Source organism: Litoreibacter arenae DSM 19593 (assembly GCF_000442275.2).
GTDB lineage: Bacteria > Pseudomonadota > Alphaproteobacteria > Rhodobacterales > Rhodobacteraceae > Litoreibacter > Litoreibacter arenae.
The window spans coordinates 1364408-1380123 of the sequence record NZ_KE557306.1 but is presented as its reverse complement, the minus strand read 5'-3'; the positions used below and the strand labels follow the sequence as shown (position 1 = coordinate 1380123).

The window sequence follows — 15716 nt, the reverse complement described above, 5'->3', positions numbered from 1 at the left end:
TGGCAGTTAAATCCAGTTTTTGTGGGGAAGCAAACTCAATAACGTTAGGTCAACGCGACAGTCACAAAGGAATTCCCGCGATGATCACGATCTACAATGCCCGAAAGATTATCACGATGAACCCGGCACACGCGCATACCACCCATGTCGCAGTGCGTGACGGCAAAATTCTTGGCACCGGTTCGCTGGAAGATCTGCAAGGCTGGGGAGACTACACCCTCGACGAGCGCTTCGCCGACAAAGTGCTGATGCCCGGCCTGATCGAAGCCCATAGCCACCTGATGGAAGGCTCGCTCTGGGCGTATACATATGTTGGTTTTTTCGACCGGATGGCCCCTGATGGCCAAATGCAGCAAGGCTGCAAGAACCTTGACGACGTGTTGGCGCGGATGAAAAAGGCCGAGGCGAAGATCGAGGACCCGGATGCGCCGATGCCCGCATGGTCGCTGGACCCGATCTATTTCGGCAACGAGCGGGTGACGCGGCATGATCTGGACAAGATCTCCGCCACCCGTCCTATCGGCATCATGCATGCGTCGGGCCATATCATGAACGTGAACACCAAGGCGCTTGAGTTGGCCGGTATGCTGCGAACGGGCGTCAACCATGACGGCGTCCCCTTGGGCGCTGACGGCTTGCCGCTGGGCGAGTTGAAGGGCCCAGACGTGATGACTCCGGTGTCGCCTTTCGTTGGCTTTGATCGCGATATGCTCAACTGCGACGAGGCCGGCATGTGGAAGTTCGGCCAGCTCTGCGTGCGCGCAGGAGTGACCACGGCCACGGATCTGGCCAACAAACTGCCGCCGGATGTGGTCGATCTGATGGGCCGTGTCACCGGAAACAAGAAATACCCGGCGCGTGTCGTGTCCTTGCGGTTCCATCACGGCGTCAGCCCCGAAGACCTGATTACCCACGCCGAGGCGCTCAAGCTGAAAAGCACCGACATGATGCGGCTGGGCAAGATCAAGGTGATCGTCGACGGCTCTATTCAGGGCTTCTCCGCACGACTGCGTGAGCCGGGTTATTACAACGGCGCGCCCAACGGGTTGTGGTACATCTCGCCGGAGCATCTGGCCTATATTGTGGAGAAATCCCTTGAGAAGGGCATCCACATCAACACCCACACCAATGGCGATCAGGCCACGCAACTGGTGATCGAGACGATGACCGAGGCGTTGAAAAAGCATCCCAGCCCCGATCACCGGTTTACCCTGCAACACTGTCAGCTTGCCGACGTCGCGCAGTTCCGCAAGATCGCCAAGCTGGGCATGTGCGTGAACCTGTTTGCAAACCACCACTTCTATTGGGGCGACCAGCACTACGCCCTGACCGTCGGGCCGGAGCGGGCAGAGCGGATGAACGCCTGCGCCACGGCGCTGCGCATGGGGGTGCCGATGGCGATCCACTCGGACGCGCCGATTACGCCCTTGGCCCCTCTGTTCACCGGCTGGTGTGCAGTGAACCGCCTGACCGCATCAGGCCGCACGCTGGGCGAGGCCGAGAAGATCAGCGTGGCCGACGCGCTTTATGCAATCACACTGGGCGCGGCCTACACACTGCATCTGGATCAAGAGGTCGGCTCCATCGAGGCGGGCAAGCGTGCGGATTTCGCGGTGCTGGAAGATGACCCCGAAGAAATCGGCGGCGACAAGCTGAAAGACGTCCGCGTCTGGGGCACGGTTCAGGGCGGGCGCATTTTCGCGGTCGACGATCTGTGAGTCTGCCCGTCACAATCCTCAGCGGCTATCTTGGCGCGGGCAAGACAACTCTGGTCAACCAGATGCTACGTCACGCGCAGGGCAGACGCTTTGCGGTGATGGTCAATGAGTTTGGTGACCTGCCGATTGATGCAGACCTGATCGAGGCCGAGGGCGATGATCTGATCGCACTGGCTGGCGGCTGCGTGTGTTGTAGCTACGGCGATGATTTGATGGCAGCACTTGCGCAGATGGCCGCGATGCGGCCCGCGCCCGATCACGTCATCCTTGAAGCGAGCGGCGTAGCACTTCCCGGAGCTATCGCGGCCAGCCTTGGCCTTGTCTCAGGGATAGAGACAACAGGCGTGATCGTGCTGGCTGACGCCGCGCAAATTGAGGCGTCATTAGCCAATGACTACATCTCCGACACCGTGGCGCGGCAGTTGAAGGCTGCCGATCTGGTTGTTCTGACCAAGGGTGATCTGGCAGGTGCCGATGCCGTGGCTCAGGCGGGAACCACCGTGACCCGTCTGGCCGGTGACGCCACAGTGATACGCGCCGACCATGGGCGGGTGCCGGTGGAGATCATTCTAAACCCGCTCCGCATAGCCTTGCCCGACATTGGCGCGCCGCATGGTAGCGGGCAGGGCTTGGTGACCTCGGTGGAGGTGCCAGACAAACCGCTCGACGCAGAGACTTACGCCAAAGACCTCGCCAACCGCGCCGATGTGATCCGTGCCAAAGGCCATGTGCAGACCGCAACGGGCCTGAAAACCGTGCAGATTGTTGGTGCGCAGTGGGATGTCTCCCCGGCACCCGAAAACGCGCAGCCCGGCGTCGTGGTGATCCGCCTGCAAGATCACGTCGAAGCCTGAAGATAAGGCAACAGGCGGAAGGCCGGAATCGAGCCTTTGCTACTGCTCGGTGTTAAGAAAGATAAGCGGAACACTAAATAAGAACAGGAGGTTAACGGACGCTGGTCAAATACTGGGCACCCGTTCGGACCATTTCGTAAAGCCGCAATTTCTTGTCATGAGAGTAGACGCGACATGGCCCTGCCGGATGATCCGCGAAGGTGAAGTGGTCAGCAGATTAGCAGGCCGTTCGCGCCGTGATGGTAATGGATAATGACACCAAAAACCCCGGTAAGAGAGAGCCGGGGTTTCTGGGAGGCGCAGACGCATAGCCGGTGCCTATAAAGGCGGGTCTGTTATAATGCCTTTAGTGCGTAATCATGCGCGGTCCGTCCAACGATCCGCGAAATCGAACGCCTTGGTGTAGCCGAACAGCGCGGCCGATCCGCCGGTATGCAGGAAGATCACGCGCTCGCCCTCCTTGAAATGACCCTTGCGGATCAGGTCGATGAAACCGGCAGCGCCTTTGGCGGAATATACCGGATCGAGCAGGATGCTTTCCAGCTCTGCGAACATCTGGATCGCCTCCAGACCGCTATCGGTCGGGATGCCGTAGCCTTCGCCCACGTAATCGGTATTGGCAACCACGTCGTCACGCGCGACCACGCCGCTGCACCCCAGCTTGTCGGCGGTGGCGCAGGCCAGTTTGAACACGTTGGCCTCCTGCGCCTCTTTCGGCGCGCGTACACCGATCCCCAGAAGCGGGATTTGGGCATTCATTGCCTTGAGCCCCACGATCAGACCCGCCTGTGTGCCGGCGCTTCCGGTAGCATGCACGATATGGTCGATCTTGGTGCCACTGTTGTTGACCTGCGACAGCATCTCGAACGCGCAGTTGACGTAGCCCAATGCGCCGGTCGGGTTCGAGCCGCCACCCGGAATGGTGTAGACTTTGCGGCCATCGGCGCGCAGGCGGTCGGCGGCTTTTTCCATCTCGGCGTTCATGTCGACACCGCCGGGGCGTTTTTCGGTCGTGGCACCGTGCAGATGGTCCAGCAACACGTTGCCGTTGTTGTTGTAGTTCGCGTCGTCCGAGCCGGTGCGATCTTCAAGCAGGATATGGCAGTCCATGCCGATCTTGGCGGCGAAGGCGGCGGTTTGGCGGGCGTGGTTCGACTGCGTCGCACCTTGGGTCATGACCATGTCGGCCCCTTCAAGCTCTGCCTCGGCCATGAGGAATTCCAGCTTGCGTGTCTTGTTGCCGCCGGTGCTGAGGCCGGTGCAGTCGTCGCGTTTGATCCAGATCTCTGGCCCGCCGAGTTCCTTGGACAGGCGGTCCAGCCGTTCCAGTGGGGTGGGAAGATGGGCGATGAAGCGGCGGGGGAAGCGGGCAAGATGCATGGGACTCTCCTCAAGTTGACATGAGGGACAGTTACATCGGCTCGGAGTCAATTGATAATGCGTAATTGGAAGCGCATAATGCGTGATACGCAAGTTACGAGGTCATAATGCGGCTGGAATGGATTGAGGATATACTGGCGGTCATGGACACAGGATCGCTGGCGCGGGCGGCGGACCGGCGCTTCGTGACGCAATCGGCCTTCACCCGTCGCATCCGTATGATCGAGGACAGCATCGGCGCGGAGTTGTTCGACCGCAGCCGCAAGCCAATTGTGATTTTGCCGTCCGTTCGTGTGCTGGAGCCGGAATTACGCGAAGCTGCGACGCGATTGGCCAACTTGCGTAGGGAACTGTCCAACACATCGGCCAGCGCGGGCAGCGCGGTTGCTTTCGCCTGTCAGCACGCGATCACCGCCACCGTGTCGCCCCGCGTCGTCGCGGCGCTGACCGCGCAGGACGACGTATCGGTGCGTGTCCGGTCTGGGAACCGTGACGAGTGTTTGATGATGCTGCTGTCGGGGGAGGTCGATTTCGCGCTTATGTACGAATCCGCGGATATGCCCTCCGCCGCAATCCCCCGCGCGTTCGAGAGCGTCACATTGGATAGCGAGCGTTTGGTGCCCGTGAGCATTCCCGCTTTGCGGCAAACCACCGATGGCCCTGCCATCCCTATCGTCAGCTATCCTGCCGACGTATTTTTGGGGCGCGTCTTTTCACAAACCCTCGCACCCCGACTGCCCGCAGGCCTCGCAATGGAAAGCAAAGCAGAAACCGCACTGACACTGGCTGCCTATCGGTATGCGCTGAGCGGGATTGGCGTCGCATGGTTGCCCCAGTCTTTGGTTCAGGAAGCGCTGGACAAGGGCGAGCTGTGTTTGCTCGATGACATCTTGCCAGCGGCGCTGCTGGACCTTGTGGCGATCTGGCTGCCAGATCAGCGAGGACCACACATGCAGCGCATTCGGCAAGACGTATTGAGCCGCCTTTACCCCGACGCGGGATCATAGCGCATCCCAGACCGCCTTGCCGACACGGTCCAACCGGTCGACCGAGCAAAACAGTGAAAGCGTCAGTGTCGCCTGCCACTCGACCCCACCCACGGGCACCAGCAACCCGCGCGAAATTTCATCCGCAACGGCGCCTTCCGGCAGCCATGCGATGCCGCTGCCCGCCAAGGTGCGCCGCTTGATGGCTTCGGTCAACGCGTCCATGTAGCATAACGCCAGACGCGGCTTGCGCGCGCCGATCGTTTGATCGACCACCGTGCCAAGGAAACTGGCGGGGTCGTAGCCAAGGTAGGGCATGTCGTCACCATCGTCAGATGACAGATCCCAGCCGCCTGCCTGTGCGGCGCGGGTTTCGGCTACGGGGATCATCCGCTCGGTTCCGATATCCTTGCGCTCGAACTGCCGTTCGTCAAATACCGGCATCACATCCTTGTGGCGGTAATACAGCAGAAAATCGCAGGTGCCCTCCTGCAACAACTGGCAGCAGGTGCGCAGGTTGTCGGAATAGACGCGGACACGCAGACCGGCGATGTCGTCTTCCAGTTCCGCGATGCGGCTCGACAGGTAATTGACCGAAATAGTGTGCAGCACGGCAAAGCGTTGAAAAGCTGTCGTTCCGCGCTCTTGGGCGCGGATTGTCTGGCGCATATCGGTCAGCGCTGTGATGGTCTCGCGCGCGACGGGCAGGAACTGAAGCCCCGCATCCGACAATTGCACCGGATAGGTCGAGCGCTTGACCAGGGGTGTGCCCAGCCAGATTTCCAGCGACTTGATCCGTCGGCTAAAGGCGGATTGGGTGATGTTCCGCTCTTCGGCAGCGCGGGTGAAGTTCAGCGTGCGGCCCAAGCAGACGAAGTCCTGCAACCAGTTCATATCCATGAGAACGCCCCCTTAGACCCCCTGTATATCATGACCATACCAAAACTATTCCGAATTTGCATTATTCAATTCCATGTTTGAATTGGCAGCGCTGTCGTTCTGTCGCTTACCCTTGCGTTAAGTTGGTTGGCTCGGAGGAGGAGCCAAGGCGTTAGCGATGCCAAACGACCAACTGCATAAAAACTGAAAAAGGGAGAGAGACCGATGAAAACAACCTTCACTACAACTGCCATGGCGATGGCACTTGCCATCACCGGCGCAGCCCATGCCGAGACGAAGATCCGCTTGTCCACCTACGTAAACGAATCCGACGTGCGCTATCAGGGCTTCCAGCATTTCGCCGAACTGGTCGCCGAGAAGACCGACGGAAGCGTAACGGTCGACATCTTCCCGTCCTCGACGCTGCACGGTTGGTCCGAAGGGGTCGATGCCCTTCAGGGCGGCGTGTCCGACATCAGCTGGATCAACGCCGACAACCGTCTGCCCTGCTATGTCGTCACCTCGCTTTATCCGGCCAATGTCAATCTGGACCAGCAGCCGGCCCTGGATGCGGCCTATTCCGATCTGATCCGTGAAGAGGCCGCAAATGTCGGCCTCGTGCCGCTGCTGAACTCCAACTACTCCTACGATCAGGAATGGTGGTTCGACGGCGAAATCGAGGATCTGGGGAAACTCGACGGCAAGCTCGTGCGCTCCATAGGGCCGCTGGTCAGCATGATGATTGAAACATGGGGCGGCCAACCTGTCTTTGTGGCCCCGAAAGAGGTGTTCCAGTCCGCTGAACGTGGTGTCGTGGACGGGATCAACATGGGCGTCGCCACCTACAGTTCGTGGAAACTGTGGTCGGTCATGCCTTACATGGTCAACGCCAACCTGTTCTACGGCAACATCATCTACATGATGAACAAGGACAAATTCGACAGCCTCACCCCCGAAGAGCAAACCGCCCTGACCGAGGCCGCAGCTGAAACTGAAGCCTGGCTTCAGCCACTCTACGAGCAATGGGTCGATGAGCAGGTCGCCGCGGCGGTCGCAGAAGGCGGGACGGAGGTGACCCTGTCCGCGGAAAAAACCGCCGAGTTGATTGCGAGCGTTTCCGAGCAGTGGAAAACCGAAGTCGACAACGCATGTGGTCCTGATAGGGCCAACACGTTCCGCGAGTTGATGGCGACCCACGCCAACTAGATACGTGACTGCCCGTCTGTCGTCCCGATGGCGGGCAGCCCCCCATTTACCCCGAAAAAGCGAGGTGCGTTATGACTGACGGACTTGATCGCCTGATCTCATCAGTAGAGCGGCTTGTCATCTGGATGGCGGGTGCCGGAGCGGTCATCGTTCTGATCCAGATGCTCTGGATCTCTTACGGTGTGTTTGTGCGCTATGCTCTGGGATCCCCCGACAGGATGGTGACCGAGGCTACCGCGTTGTTGCTGTTCCCCGTGGCATTCGCGGGCCTCGCCTTCGCCATGCGCGAGGACGCCTATCCCAAAGTCACAATGGCCACCGACCTGTTGCGGCCGGGTGCGCGCAAGGTGGTTACGATCATCAACTATCTTCTGATGCTGGGCGTGGGCGCGTTCTTTTCCTACGCAGGCGTCAGCGCCACGATCCGATCTTTCAACTCCGGGGCCGCGTCCGAGATCCTGCACTGGCCGCGTTACCTCTTCTGGGCGCCGGGCGCTTTGGCGCTTCTTCTCTTCACCTTCTACGCACTCTTGCGGCTGATCAAACTGATCCGCACGCCCGCCCAATAAGGAGCAACGTCATGGAATGGTACACTGTCGGGCTGGGCCTGCTGGGCCTGCTGATGATCTTTATCGTCATCGGACTGCCGATCCCTTTTGCCCTCGCCGCCGCCTCGCTGCCCTTTCTTTGGAACATTCAGGGCTTTTCAACCTCCGTCGTGTCGTCAGAGCTGAAGCTCTGGGGCGTCTGGATCGACTACATCCTGCTGGCCGTGCCGCTATTCGTCTTTCTCGGAGAGCTCATAGGCAAATCGCAGATCGGGCCGAACCTCTATCAGTTCCTGCACCAAGGTGTGCGGATCAGGGGGTCTGCGGCTTATGGGTCTATCGGGGCCAGCGCCGGGTTCGGCGCGGTCTGCGGCTCGTCCATGGTGGGCGCGCTCACCATCGGTGGTGTCGCCTTGCCCGAGATGCTGCGCCTTGGATACGGCAAGCGTCTGTCCAGCGGTGTTTTGGCCGCGGGTGGCACGTTGTCGGTGCTGATCCCGCCCAGCCTAATCTTGCTGTTCTACGGCATTGTTGCAGACCAGAGCATCGGTGACCTGTTCATCGCAGGCGTCATTCCTGGCCTGATCCTGGTTTCCAGCTTCGTCGTCATTGTGCTGATCTGGGGCATCCTCAAGCCGCGCGACATCCCCAATCAGGAAGAGGCGCAGAAGATGCCGATGCTGATGATCCTCAGCACGGTCGGGCCGGTTGTCCTGATCGGTCTGGTGATCACCGTTGCCATCTATGCAGGCATCGCCACCCCGACCGAGGCCGCCGCAGTTGCTGCGCTTCTAACGGTGGTGCTGGCCTTCGGCGTCGGCGGGCTGACATGGCAAGGCTTCGTCGCGTCGATCTTCGCGACCATGCGCACCATGGGCTATCTGGGGCTGTTGCTGTCGGCAGGTGTTTTGTTCGGCTTCGTGCTGACCTATTACCGCGTGCCGCAACAGTTCACCGAGCTGTTCCTGTCCTACGATCTGTCGGCCTATACGGTGCTGGCCATCGTTCTGGTGTTCTACGTCATTCTGGGCATGTTCCTGGAGCCGGTGTCGATGACCTTCATCACCCTGCCGACGATCTATCCGCTGATGGACGCCGCTGGTTTCGATCTTATCTGGTTCGGTGTGGTCTACACGATCACAATGGAGATCGCGGTGCTCACGCCACCTGTCGGGCTCAATCTGTATGTCATACAGGCCATCAGTCGGGAGCAGGTGACCATCGGCGACGTCATCATGGGCTGCCTGCCCTTTATCGGCGCCATGATTCTGCTGATCGTGATCCTGATCCTTGCCCCGCAGACCGCCCTGTGGCTACCAGAGCAGATGCGCTGATGTCTGCGCTTTTGCCCCACCGCCGCGCCGGAAGCGGTCCCGTACTGGTCCTTGTCCACGGCTATCTGGGCGGGTCCGCGCAATGGGAGGCCGAGATCGACCTCTACAGCGCAAACTACGACGTGATCGCGCCGGACCTTCCCGGCTTCGGCGCGGCGGCAGACCGGCCCGGATGCGACCGGATCGAAGGCTTCGCGCAGGCCGTGATGGATCTCCTGAACCAGCTTGGCGTCGACCGCTTCACGCTGCTGGGTCATTCCATGGGCGGCATGATCGTGCAGGAAATGGCCGCAAATCACGCTGATCGGGTGGAGCGGTTGGTGCTCTACGGCACCGGCCCCCTCGGGGCCATGCCCGACCGGTTCGAACCCCTTGACGTGTCGCGTCAGCGGCTGCGGGATGATGGCGTGCCCGATACAGCCCGCCGGATCGGGGCCACATGGTTCCTCAACGGCGAAGAAGCCCCGGGCTTTCCCGCGATCCGCGATATCGGCGCACAAGCCAGCGTTCAGGCCGCCCTCGCGGCCCTCGATGCCATGGCCAGTTGGGACGGACGCCCCGCGCTGGACCGGCTGACCATGCCTACGCTGGTTCTTTGGGGCGACAGCGACCGCTCTTACCGGTGGCAGCAGGTCGAGTCGCTCTGGCGCAACCTGACGGCGGGCGAGTTGGCGGTCATCCCTGGTGCGGCCCACGCGGCGCATCTGGAGAAGCCCGAGATATTCCATGTGATCCTTAACGGTTTCTTGGCCGAATGCGCCGACAGGCCCGCGGCTTGCTAGTGCCGGAGCCTGCCGGTCGGGAAAACCGAGCTCTTCCTGCCGCAATTTGTCATAGTCGCGCCGATAGTGCCTCTTGCTTGCTTGCCTTCCATCGCTTTGCCCGCTCGGGTGAAGATCGCTGGAAGGGCGTTCCTGTGATCCATATCAAAAACCCCGAAACGCGGATGAGAGCATAGCCGGTGTTGACAGCCTTGAAGCTCGCCAATTCCCGGATGGGTCGTCTCGTCCGTCGTCGGGCCTTGGGTCGGTATTGTTCGTGGAAGCGCCACTGCGGTGAATTGAGGGTCTGCATCTCCTGTGATAGGTCATTGGCGAAATGGGCCTACATTGCTGTTCTGCAAGCCTGCATTGTTAGACCCGGTTACGAAAAACGCTCGGAAATCTGGCCGGAATTTTCAGCGATGCAGGAAGTTGTAGATGGTGCAAACACCAACGAATAAGGACATACCCAGCGTTGTTCGTTCCGCTTGCCTTTCCGTCGCGCCCATGATGGATTGGACCTACAGTTTATAAGTTGTTGTTTTTAATTGCTAAAAAAGACGCCTTTTGTCAAGTAGCAATGGAGTAGCAATAGGGCACGTTCGCACTGACCATCGAGTTGCTGGCACGATGTAGTAGCGCCGTCCGCCAGAGCGGCCATTGTAGGATCGGACAACCATTTTGCTGGATAATTCGTGTCTCGGGGAGGCAATGAGGCGGGCCCTGAAACCAAACCGACCGTCATCGATAGTCAAACCATGTCATTGCGGTTGAACTACCTTTCCTTAGCTCTCCGGAGAATGAAACTCGCAAGAGCTTGTCCCGCTCTGACTTGCTAAGATCAGCATGCTGCGCAAACTTTGGCAGCTTCTTAGGATCGCTGGTGCTGAGCTATCCTTACAGCTGCTTGGACACGGCATCAGAGAGATTGAAAGTACGAACAATCCGACCGCTCAATGGCCGTTACCAGATCGCCGATGGATTTGAGATATGTGGAAGGGGTATATGCCGCTTGATCATCTGTCCCAAGAATCTCGTTCAGGATCGCCTTTGTCCCCGTCGTATCGGTCGAAACCCCAAAAGCAAAACCCTCCATCGCACATGCGTAGTTCAATGATTTGGCGTACATCCAGCTTGCCAGTCTTTCTTCATTCTGGATCTCGCTGCGAAAGCCGCTTTTGAGGACAATTTCGCCACGGGCGATTTGAAAACCACGCCAGAAGGCTTCGCCTTTGTTCATGTTTAATTGGAGTTCTTGGCGTGAGGGCACGCCATGTAGTCGTCCGATGTGATACATGTCGGCATATTCGTCCAATGCGATAGCAAGATGCATGCCGCGAACAGCTTCGATTTCGATTTCATTGAGGCCCATGGCCGCAGATTTTGCCTTAACCTCTGACAACGCGGTGGGCACGACATGCAGGTGAAAAAGCATACCGGGGTTTTCTTTTGCCAGATCTTCGAGTTCGTTCCTGTCGTGCGTGTTTTCATGAATGCTCATGGCAGCGTAAGGTCCAAAATCAAAATGCTTCGCCCTAAGCGTATCATATTTGGCCTTATGTACAATGGTTTATGCTAAATGATCGCGCTTCAGAAGTTTAGTAATGTAAATGGCTTAGTGTCAAAAATATGGGCAGACACTCATATGAACTTTCACCGATTGCTCGGCGCCACAGCTACGGTGAGGATGACAAGAAGTGATCCGACTCATAGAACCCTTCGGGCTTTTTGCGCGTAACCATTCCATGTATTTATCGTGATGGGCTCGACTTGGTTCGCTGTGCTGTGTGACAGCTTTCCTTCGTTAATCAAGCTCAGGATGTCCCGCGGACACTTTGCGGTGAGATTGAGACGTTCAACAGTGAGCCATATCCGGTCCAAGGCATTTTGGGTCGGGCGGTCGACTTTGCCATAGATGGTTTGCAACCATCCGGGAAGTTCGGTTGAGCGGCGCTTCTGCCTATTGGTCGGGGGAAGTTTGAGATCGCCCTGAAGGAGGCCTGAGGCCCGTACTGCTGGTTTTTTCGACAGCCTAACAAGGAAAAGGAAAATTCCGCGGATTTCGGCTTCGTTTTGCTGTGTCAAGTCGGTGAGTTGTTGCTCGATCCATTTGTTGTTCAACTCTACCGGGCTCAAATCACCTTCTTTGGCAAGTGCCTTTACCCGTCCCAAAGAGGGTGATGTCTTTGCCATTTCGACGTCCGCGAGCACTTGTAAGGCTGACCAGGGGTCAAGATCGGGCCGATAAAAACCGATTGCACGCTTGAACGTGGCGATAAGGCGCATGTGATTGTTCCTGGCGTTGCCGGGGATCCGATCCCTGATCTCGTCAGGGACCTCAGACCAGTCATCCGGGAGTACCGTGCTGAAGGTTTTGACAGGGTGGTCAAGATCCCCCAAAAGGCGTTCCAAAATCCGGAAGTCTATTGCCCGGTGCTGCCAATCGGCGATGCAGGGTGTGCCGGTCCCTGCCGCGGCACTGAGCGCATTTTCAACATCGTGAAATGTCTCTACCGTTTTGGGATGACCTGAAATGGCTGAGGCGTTTTTTACAAGCTCAGGAGATTGTTTTTGTTCAATGGCTTGTGTTGCATGTTTCATGTCAAAGGAGGTCCGATATGTCATCTGGTGAAAGGTTTTCTGCGCGGGACGAAAAGGCATCTGAGGCCTTTGATGCCGAAATCTTCTTGGCGTGCTCATCGCGGTATTTGGAAAGGTGGCGGTGACCGCGGTGGCCTATGGCATTTCTTCCATAGGCAAGCCCGTGCTCGCCAAGATCGGCGAGGAAGGTTTGCAGCAATGTGCGCGCCAAATGACTTGATGATCCGATGGCTTCATCCCAAGCGCGGCCGAACCACCCGTAAGCAACGGGTTCACCGTCGTATCGCATGAATATTGGGCGCCGCTGTGCGATCGCTTGTTCGCGGATCTGCGGCAGGTAGCGCGCATCGTTATCTCCCAGAAGCAATGCATTGAAGAATATGTTGAAGCTCGGCTGAAAGCCAATTTTCAGCTCATGGCCGACCTTTGATTGGTTATAATCGAACGCATAGCTGTTCGTGTCAGCTCGATAGAAAACGCCGTTCCCCCAGAACATACGATCAACCACATCGCGAGCACGCGGCGGGCAAGCAACGGTGATGCCGAGGGCACAGGCCTTCAAACGCCGTTGGTGTCGGTTAGAAGGGTTGGCGGCGGCGCTGGCGTCTTCGAGCTGAATGCGGGCATTGGCCAGTGTAACAGGCAGGGTAGGTGCCTGAAGAGCGGTAAACATCTTGAGTGGCGTCTGTCTTTCTTCGAGCAAAGAGAAACCGCGATAGTTTCGGTCAAACCTCTCCATATCCTGAGGCGACATGCCGTGATGGGTGGCGAACCGTCTTATTTCCTCGGCTGCTCCGCGCAAGTAGGCCCAGCGAGGCTGGGCCGAATTCTGATCTTCGCCGTCCCTAATGGCCTTAGCTGTCGAACGGGCTATCAGGTCATCGTAGAAGGCGCATTCTGCTTCTGGGTTGGCCAAATCAACTGGATGGCCAACTTGGTCTGCCGACCAAGCGAACATGCCAAGCCTTTGTTCCATGCGATCAAGAATAGACAGGGCGAATGTTCGGTCACTGCGCAATTTGCGCAGGGTTTCTTGCCACGCTTCTGGAAGGTTCTCGACGGCTACTGAGACACTCCTGGTATACCTACGACGGGCACCATGATTGTGCCCCCGAAATGCACCTTGGTGTCGGAATTCCTCTCGTACCGAGTTTGCAGCCCCGATCAGATCGGCGCTGAATTCCAGCTTGCGCAGGACCTGTTCAAGAAGAACCATTTGGCTCAATTGGTCCTTGAGCCACGATTGAGTACGGCTCTCATCTGAAGGCTTGGTAGGAGTGGCCAGAGTCAGGAATGCCCGCATGTCGATGTCGGTCGGTGCCGATACCCGATGCGTTGCACAGAACTCGACAAAAGGTTCGAGGGCTTCGAGTTCTGCTGCAGTGATGCAAGAGATCGTCGGCAATTGTGCGACCCCGGCCATGTGGGGCTTTGAGAGGATGGCGCGGATACGAGGGCTCATGCGCGCGCCTTCTTTCGGAGCGTTTTTTCAGCGGTGGCCGCAGCTCTTGCCATTGCGCCCTGTGCAATCTGGGCGCTGCGATCAGGATCCAAGAACGCGTAACGCTTGCTACAGACAGCCTCGGTGTTACCAAGCATGTCTGCAATGTTGCGCATGGGTTCTCCCATCCTGACCAATATGCTGGCAAATCCGTGGCGGAACCGGTGAAATGTCATCGGCACATCGGCATCGTTGGCGGCGGATTGAAACCACGTCCGAAAGGTCGATGGATTGAGGCGACCACCGACTGTTCGAATTGCAGGGAAAAGGTAGATGCTCTTGTTCTCAGGGTCGATCAGCGGGCGAATGAATTTGAGATACCAATTCAGAACGGCTGGCCCGTGCCGATCAATGCGTGGCTTCATTTCAGGGATTTTAACACCAGCTTTCGCTTCTTCAGCTGGTATGAAGAACTCCCAGTCATTGTTAGGATTGATATTGGCCCGGCGACCACGGTGGCGCAACCAAATCGCATTTCTCAGACGCAATGGTCGACCCGTTAGAACGATCGCGCAGACAGCGGCGCATACGCCCAGTCTGATCAGACGGGCGCGATCGCTATCATCAAGGTGAGCGGGGTCGAATTTGCTTTTGCCATCAAGTGCGGTCTCCATGATCTTCTGTGCCTTTGCCTGAAAGGTACGGTGCAGATTGTGGAACCGCCGCTCCTTTTGAAGATCATTCACGAGATCCCGACACCAAGCCTGAATGTGCTCCGGCATTTCATCCCGGCCGGCATCCTTAAAGTAGTCACTCGACTTGATACGCCGCGATATTTCCGCCGCAATTTCAGAGTCGAAGGTGTCAGCGTTCCTTTCCAAGATCAGGCGGATAGTCTTGTAATAGCCCAGGGCAGAGCTGGCCTGAACCGCGGATGGCAGGTGTTCACGGTCTTCTGTCGCCCTGATCGTCGCCGAGATATGTTCCGGCGCGAATAATGCATCGATGTCGTTGATGTTCTTAAAGTCGGCCACTGGCCTGTCATACGCCGTGGCGGGATCTGGTGGGCAGTAGGGCAGGAGTTTAAGGTGATAGCGCATGGCTGCGCGATAGGTTTTTATCGTGTCTGGGGTGACCGTGTTGTGGACCTTGCTCGTATTAATATCGACCCGCGTGGCAGCGATTGAAATCAGTTCTTCAACGCGGGCCTCTATGTGGTCCGGCAGCGTATCAGACATACGTCGCGTAGGAAGGGGAGGTATGGGCTCCTCGGGTAATAGATCGCCGAAATCCACCAGCCCATTCCATTCATTGAGCATCCTGAATGCTTTTTTTGTCAGCTCCCGTTCTTGTGGGTTGATGAAGGCATCCTGGAGCGCGTCGAACATGGGCTCGATGAGCTGCCAAGGCTCCAAAGCAGCGCGGCGCGCAATATCAGCAAAAGTTTTAAGTAGGCTGAAGCTGCGTTTGTCGAGCGGGCCACCGTTCAGAGTAAGTGGTTGAAGGAGCGAAAGAACCTCTGCCCATCCGTCTTGCAGGGCATTGCGTTCGGCGCGCGCTTCGTAAGCCCCCATGCTGCCGCGAAGGGAACGCCGGACGCCCTCACGGACCTTCTTGTAGCGTGCAAGTGTTACCCCAATGTCGAGGCGAGGGTGGATGTTTTGAGCAGATTTAGGAAAGGCTGCATCGAACCAATCCAGCAGGCTTGCGTAAGCTGAAGGGGCAGGGGTACGACTGTCCGGTGCATCGCTGGAAAGCGTGAGCAGATGTGCAGGGCCATAGCCCCATTTGTCGAGGAAAACTTTGAGGTGCTGTAGGTCATGAGGCTTGTGCGTCGCAGTCCAATTTAGGACCTCTTGGAAATCGGCTGGCTGGCTGTTGCCATGGGCAAGTTTGCCGGCCGGAGATAGAGCGATAGCCGCAGTTGAGGGGGGCGTGGTGACGTTAAAAACGGCAGCGTTTGGGGTGGTCTGATCTGTGTGGGTCATAGTGTCCTTAGTGGTTGAAT

General features: G+C 57.9%; 13 protein-coding genes. 7 read left to right on the top strand and 6 right to left on the bottom strand.

Going from position 1 to position 15716, the window contains the following annotated elements; genetic code table 11:
• The first annotated feature begins 80 nt into the window (after positions 1–80).
• Positions 81–1718 carry an amidohydrolase gene (locus THALAR_RS06785; protein ID WP_021100768.1) on the top strand — a complete coding sequence of 546 codons (1638 nt, stop codon included), beginning with the start codon at positions 81–83 and terminating at the stop codon, positions 1716–1718.
• A complete protein-coding gene (locus tag THALAR_RS06780; RefSeq protein ID WP_021100767.1) occupies positions 1715–2572 on the top strand; it encodes a CobW family GTP-binding protein in 858 nt (285 codons plus the stop codon). Before THALAR_RS06785 ends, THALAR_RS06780 begins: the two co-directional genes overlap by 4 nt.
• 357 nt (positions 2573–2929) lie before the next feature.
• On the opposite strand, the gene cuyA is transcribed toward THALAR_RS06780, so the two are convergent.
• Positions 2930–3952, bottom strand: a complete 1023-nt coding sequence (cuyA, locus tag THALAR_RS06775) for a D-cysteate sulfo-lyase (protein WP_021100766.1) — start codon at positions 3950–3952, stop codon at positions 2930–2932.
• A 107-nt stretch (positions 3953–4059) separates the two neighbouring features.
• Between cuyA and THALAR_RS06770 the strand changes: the two genes are divergently transcribed.
• The gene (locus THALAR_RS06770) at positions 4060–4959 is read left to right on the top strand and encodes a LysR family transcriptional regulator (protein ID WP_021100765.1); all 900 of its coding nucleotides are present in this window, start codon (positions 4060–4062) and stop codon (positions 4957–4959) included.
• Here the strand turns inward: THALAR_RS06770 and THALAR_RS06765 are convergent.
• Positions 4954–5838, bottom strand: a complete 885-nt coding sequence (locus THALAR_RS06765; RefSeq protein ID WP_021100764.1) for a LysR family transcriptional regulator — start codon at positions 5836–5838, stop codon at positions 4954–4956. The genes THALAR_RS06770 and THALAR_RS06765 overlap by 6 nt on opposite strands.
• 204 nt (positions 5839–6042) lie before the next feature.
• Here THALAR_RS06765 and dctP point away from each other — a divergent pair, with 204 nt between their 5' ends.
• The 4 genes from dctP (at position 6043) to THALAR_RS06745 (ending at position 9687) form a co-directional block, all read left to right on the top strand.
• On the top strand, positions 6043–7023 hold the full coding sequence (gene dctP / locus THALAR_RS06760; RefSeq protein WP_021100763.1) for a TRAP transporter substrate-binding protein DctP: 981 nt from the start codon (positions 6043–6045) through the stop codon (positions 7021–7023).
• A gap of 71 nt (positions 7024–7094) precedes the next feature.
• Positions 7095–7592, top strand: a complete 498-nt coding sequence (locus THALAR_RS06755) for a TRAP transporter small permease (RefSeq protein ID WP_021100762.1) — start codon at positions 7095–7097, stop codon at positions 7590–7592.
• Between the two features lie 11 nt (positions 7593–7603).
• Complete coding sequence (locus THALAR_RS06750; protein ID WP_021100761.1) at positions 7604–8905, top strand: TRAP transporter large permease; 1302 nt, start codon at positions 7604–7606, stop codon at positions 8903–8905.
• Positions 8905–9687 (top strand): alpha/beta fold hydrolase, encoded by a 783-nt coding sequence (locus tag THALAR_RS06745; RefSeq protein ID WP_021100760.1) that lies wholly within the window; start codon positions 8905–8907, stop codon positions 9685–9687. Before THALAR_RS06750 ends, THALAR_RS06745 begins: the two co-directional genes overlap by 1 nt.
• An 898-nt stretch (positions 9688–10585) precedes the next feature.
• On the opposite strand, the gene THALAR_RS06740 is transcribed toward THALAR_RS06745, so the two are convergent.
• The 4 genes from THALAR_RS06740 to THALAR_RS06725 form a co-directional block, all read right to left on the bottom strand.
• Positions 10586–11167 (bottom strand): hypothetical protein, encoded by a 582-nt coding sequence (locus tag THALAR_RS06740; protein ID WP_040817344.1) that lies wholly within the window; start codon positions 11165–11167, stop codon positions 10586–10588.
• A 206-nt stretch (positions 11168–11373) separates the two neighbouring features.
• Complete coding sequence (locus THALAR_RS06735) at positions 11374–12267, bottom strand: hypothetical protein (RefSeq protein ID WP_040817342.1); 894 nt, start codon at positions 12265–12267, stop codon at positions 11374–11376.
• Position 12268: 1 nt separating this feature from the next.
• Positions 12269–13729 carry a hypothetical protein gene (locus THALAR_RS06730; RefSeq protein WP_021100756.1) on the bottom strand — a complete coding sequence of 487 codons (1461 nt, stop codon included), beginning with the start codon at positions 13727–13729 and terminating at the stop codon, positions 12269–12271.
• Positions 13726–15696: a tyrosine-type recombinase/integrase gene (locus THALAR_RS06725; protein ID WP_021100755.1), complete on the bottom strand. Its 1971-nt coding sequence runs from the start codon at positions 15694–15696 to the stop codon at positions 13726–13728. The genes THALAR_RS06730 and THALAR_RS06725 overlap by 4 nt, the downstream gene beginning before the upstream one ends.
• Positions 15697–15716: the final 20 nt, after the last annotated feature.

What these genes read in the sequence shown, in the direction of transcription:
- dctP (WP_021100763.1), top strand. Translation starts at nt 6,043, where the DNA reads ATGAAAACAACCTTCACTACAACTGCCATGGCGATGGCACTTGCCATC.
- THALAR_RS06735 (WP_040817342.1), bottom strand. Translation starts at nt 12,267, where the DNA reads ATGAAACATGCAACACAAGCCATTGAACAAAAACAATCTCCTGAGCTT.
- THALAR_RS06745 (WP_021100760.1), top strand. Translation starts at nt 8,905, where the DNA reads ATGTCTGCGCTTTTGCCCCACCGCCGCGCCGGAAGCGGTCCCGTACTG.
- cuyA (WP_021100766.1), bottom strand. Translation starts at nt 3,952, where the DNA reads ATGCATCTTGCCCGCTTCCCCCGCCGCTTCATCGCCCATCTTCCCACC.
- THALAR_RS06725 (WP_021100755.1), bottom strand. Translation starts at nt 15,696, where the DNA reads ATGACCCACACAGATCAGACCACCCCAAACGCTGCCGTTTTTAACGTC.
- THALAR_RS06755 (WP_021100762.1), top strand. Translation starts at nt 7,095, where the DNA reads ATGACTGACGGACTTGATCGCCTGATCTCATCAGTAGAGCGGCTTGTC.
- THALAR_RS06765 (WP_021100764.1), bottom strand. Translation starts at nt 5,838, where the DNA reads ATGGATATGAACTGGTTGCAGGACTTCGTCTGCTTGGGCCGCACGCTG.
- THALAR_RS06785 (WP_021100768.1), top strand. Translation starts at nt 81, where the DNA reads ATGATCACGATCTACAATGCCCGAAAGATTATCACGATGAACCCGGCA.
- THALAR_RS06730 (WP_021100756.1), bottom strand. Translation starts at nt 13,729, where the DNA reads ATGAGCCCTCGTATCCGCGCCATCCTCTCAAAGCCCCACATGGCCGGG.
- THALAR_RS06750 (WP_021100761.1), top strand. Translation starts at nt 7,604, where the DNA reads ATGGAATGGTACACTGTCGGGCTGGGCCTGCTGGGCCTGCTGATGATC.
- THALAR_RS06770 (WP_021100765.1), top strand. Translation starts at nt 4,060, where the DNA reads ATGCGGCTGGAATGGATTGAGGATATACTGGCGGTCATGGACACAGGA.
- THALAR_RS06740 (WP_040817344.1), bottom strand. Translation starts at nt 11,167, where the DNA reads ATGAGCATTCATGAAAACACGCACGACAGGAACGAACTCGAAGATCTG.